This is a genomic window from Actinomycetota bacterium (assembly GCA_030776725.1).
Taxonomy (GTDB): Bacteria; Actinomycetota; Nitriliruptoria; order Nitriliruptorales; family JAHWKO01; genus JAHWKW01.
On sequence record JALYHG010000037.1, the window covers coordinates 1 to 2240 of the forward strand.

Here is a 2240-nt window from a genome sequence, read left to right on the forward strand (position 1 = left end):
CTCGGGATTCCGAAATGTGTCGGCACGTCCATCCGGACCTATACCTCCTGGGATCTCCCACAGGTAATTGCTCCGGTCGGCCGATCGTTGTGACACTCCCCCATCACCGGACGCGGCCAGGGCTCACGTCTGACACCATCTGGCCATGAATTGACGCTCCAGGCATGCGGGGGCGTCGGCTCGGTGAACCGCTGGGATGGTTCACCCCGACAGTCGACGCCCTGTCCGGGCCCGGTCGCGCCGCTGTCATTCGACTGCGGTTTGGTGGGCTGCGCTCATGCCGGTTTCTGCGACGGAATGGGGAGGTCAGGCGGGACTGGCACTGGGGTCGCGGGTGGCGGAGGGTTTCCGGTGTAGGTGCAGCCGGAGGTTCGGAGCGCGGAGATGGTGGGGACTGGCCAGCCGCGCCAGAGGCCGAGGAGCATGGCTTGGGGGCAGCGGCGGCTTGTTGGCGTTTCGATTTGTAGGTGGAGGTGGGGGCCGGTGGAGTTGCCGGCGCCTGGGGCGCCGGGGGCGCCGCCGGAGCGGCCGATGGGCCGGCCTGCCGTGAGTACATCTCCGGCGTTGGCGTCGACGCGGGAGAGGTGGCAGTAGGTGATCGTGGCGTGCTGGTCGGCGTGGCGTATGGCGACGCCGTAGCCGCAGGCGCCCATCTCGCCCGCCCAGGTCACGGCGCCGCCGGCCAGGGCGTACAGCGTGGTGCCGACCGGTAGGGGGATGTCGGCGGCGACCCTTGCGGAGTGGTGCGGTTTGACGAGCTGCCATTCGGGGTCGCGGGGCGGCGTGGTGCCGGTCGTGACGGCGTGGAGTCCGGCCGGGTCGAAGGGGAGCGCGAAGCCGTCGCTGACTACTGCTGGCGTGGGGCTTCCAGGCCCGCCGGCACCTGCGAGCTGGTGGTAGCGGGCGATGAGCTCGACGACCTTGGTGGCGTAGGCCTCCCCGGCGGTGGGGTTGGGGTTGGCGGGGCCGGCGTTGTAGCCCTTGGCGGCCCGCCGTGGGTCGTCGCGCCCGCCGAGATCGACGAGGAAGCGGGCGGCGGCGTGGACGGCGTCGTAGGTGCTCCAGGGGTCGGCGATACCGTCTCCGTCGCCGTCGGTCGCGTATCCGTGTCCTTCGGCGGCCGGTGGACCGGCGACGTCAACCTGGTAGCGTCCGGCGGAGGCCCGCCAAGTGGAGCCGAGGAACTGCATGGGGCCTCGTGCGCCGGCGTGGTTGATGGTGCCGGGCGGCCAGCATCCGGCGGCGCGCAGCCGGCCGTGGTCGCATTCGATCTTGCCGACGGCGGCGAGCAGCGCCCAGTCGAGGTCCCACCGCGCGGCGGCGTCGAGGTAGGCATAGAGCGTCGGCTTCGGGATCTCTCCTGTCACCGCGGATGGGTCGAAGGGACCCAGATAGCCGCCGCTATTTTCGGGGGAGGCCACCACTCCGAGCGGCAGCGCTAACGCAGCCGCGGCGAAGACGAGCGCGGCGCGGCGCATCACTGGAGCTGGCGGAAGCCGGCGCTGATCCAGCGGTCGTTGGTGTCTCGGAGCAGGTAGAGCTCGTACCCCGACGTGTGAAGACCACCGCTTTCCGAAGCGTGCGTCACGGCGATCCGCACCGTGGCGCTGCCTGGGCGGATATCGACGGGCTCCGCACCTATGTCGAGGACTACGAGTCCCTGCTCCACGAGTCCGTCGACGACGAGGTCCACCGCGACCGCCACCGCGTCCTTCGACTCCACCTTTGGCACCGGTTCGGCCAGCAGCTCAGGACCGTGGGCCGGCTCTTGGGGGAGATCGCCGATCGCGACGCGCGTGATCGCGGTTCCAGTCTGCAGCCTGCCGTCGGTGGCGCAGTCGGCGAGGACTAGGACGGTCAGGGCTGCGACAGCGGTCCGCATTGCTCCTCCGAGTACCAACAGGGAGTCCCTCGTCGGGGGGTAAGCCAAGTGACAAGCCGTGCGGTGGCTGCACGGGCTGTCACGGAAGAGGTCCTGGCCCAGGGACTCCCTGCACACGGGTTCCCGCAGAGCCCGGGACCCGGCGCACAGGAGGTGAGAGGTGTCGCTGCTCGCGCAGGTCCCGCCCCTCGATCCATCCCAGGGGCAGCAGTGGATCCCCAACTACGACCAGATCATCTCCGCGCTCCACGGGCTGACACTGGCCGCGCTGCTGTTCGCAGCCGGGGTGGTGGTCATTGGTGGGGCGACGTGGGCGCTGGCCGCGAATCGGGCCCACACCCAGGGGGTGACGTGGGGG

The 2240-nt window shown here is 70.4% G+C and carries 3 protein-coding genes; 1 reads left to right on the forward strand and 2 read right to left on the reverse strand.

All coding sequences use genetic code 11. The features are described 5' to 3' along the window. Positions 1-275 precede the first annotated feature (275 nt). Together M3N57_01460 and M3N57_01465 are read right to left on the reverse strand one after the other, a co-directional pair. Positions 276-1478 (reverse strand): peptidoglycan DD-metalloendopeptidase family protein, encoded by a 1203-nt coding sequence (locus tag M3N57_01460; GenBank protein MDP9021372.1) that lies wholly within the window; start codon positions 1476-1478, stop codon positions 276-278. Beyond that, entirely contained in the window at positions 1478-1930 is a 453-nt protein-coding gene (locus tag M3N57_01465) for a hypothetical protein (protein ID MDP9021373.1), read from the reverse strand. Before M3N57_01465 ends, M3N57_01460 begins: the two co-directional genes overlap by 1 nt. A 112-nt stretch (positions 1931-2042) precedes the next feature. On the opposite strand from M3N57_01465, the gene M3N57_01470 reads away from it, so the two are divergent. Then, positions 2043-2240: hypothetical protein (locus M3N57_01470; protein ID MDP9021374.1), on the forward strand; the 198-nt coding region annotated here is incomplete at its 3' end.

Coding starts and splice junctions, on each gene's coding strand:
- M3N57_01460 (MDP9021372.1), bottom strand. CDS start 1,478: ATGCGCCGCGCCGCGCTCGTCTTCGCCGCGGCTGCGTTAGCGCTGCCG.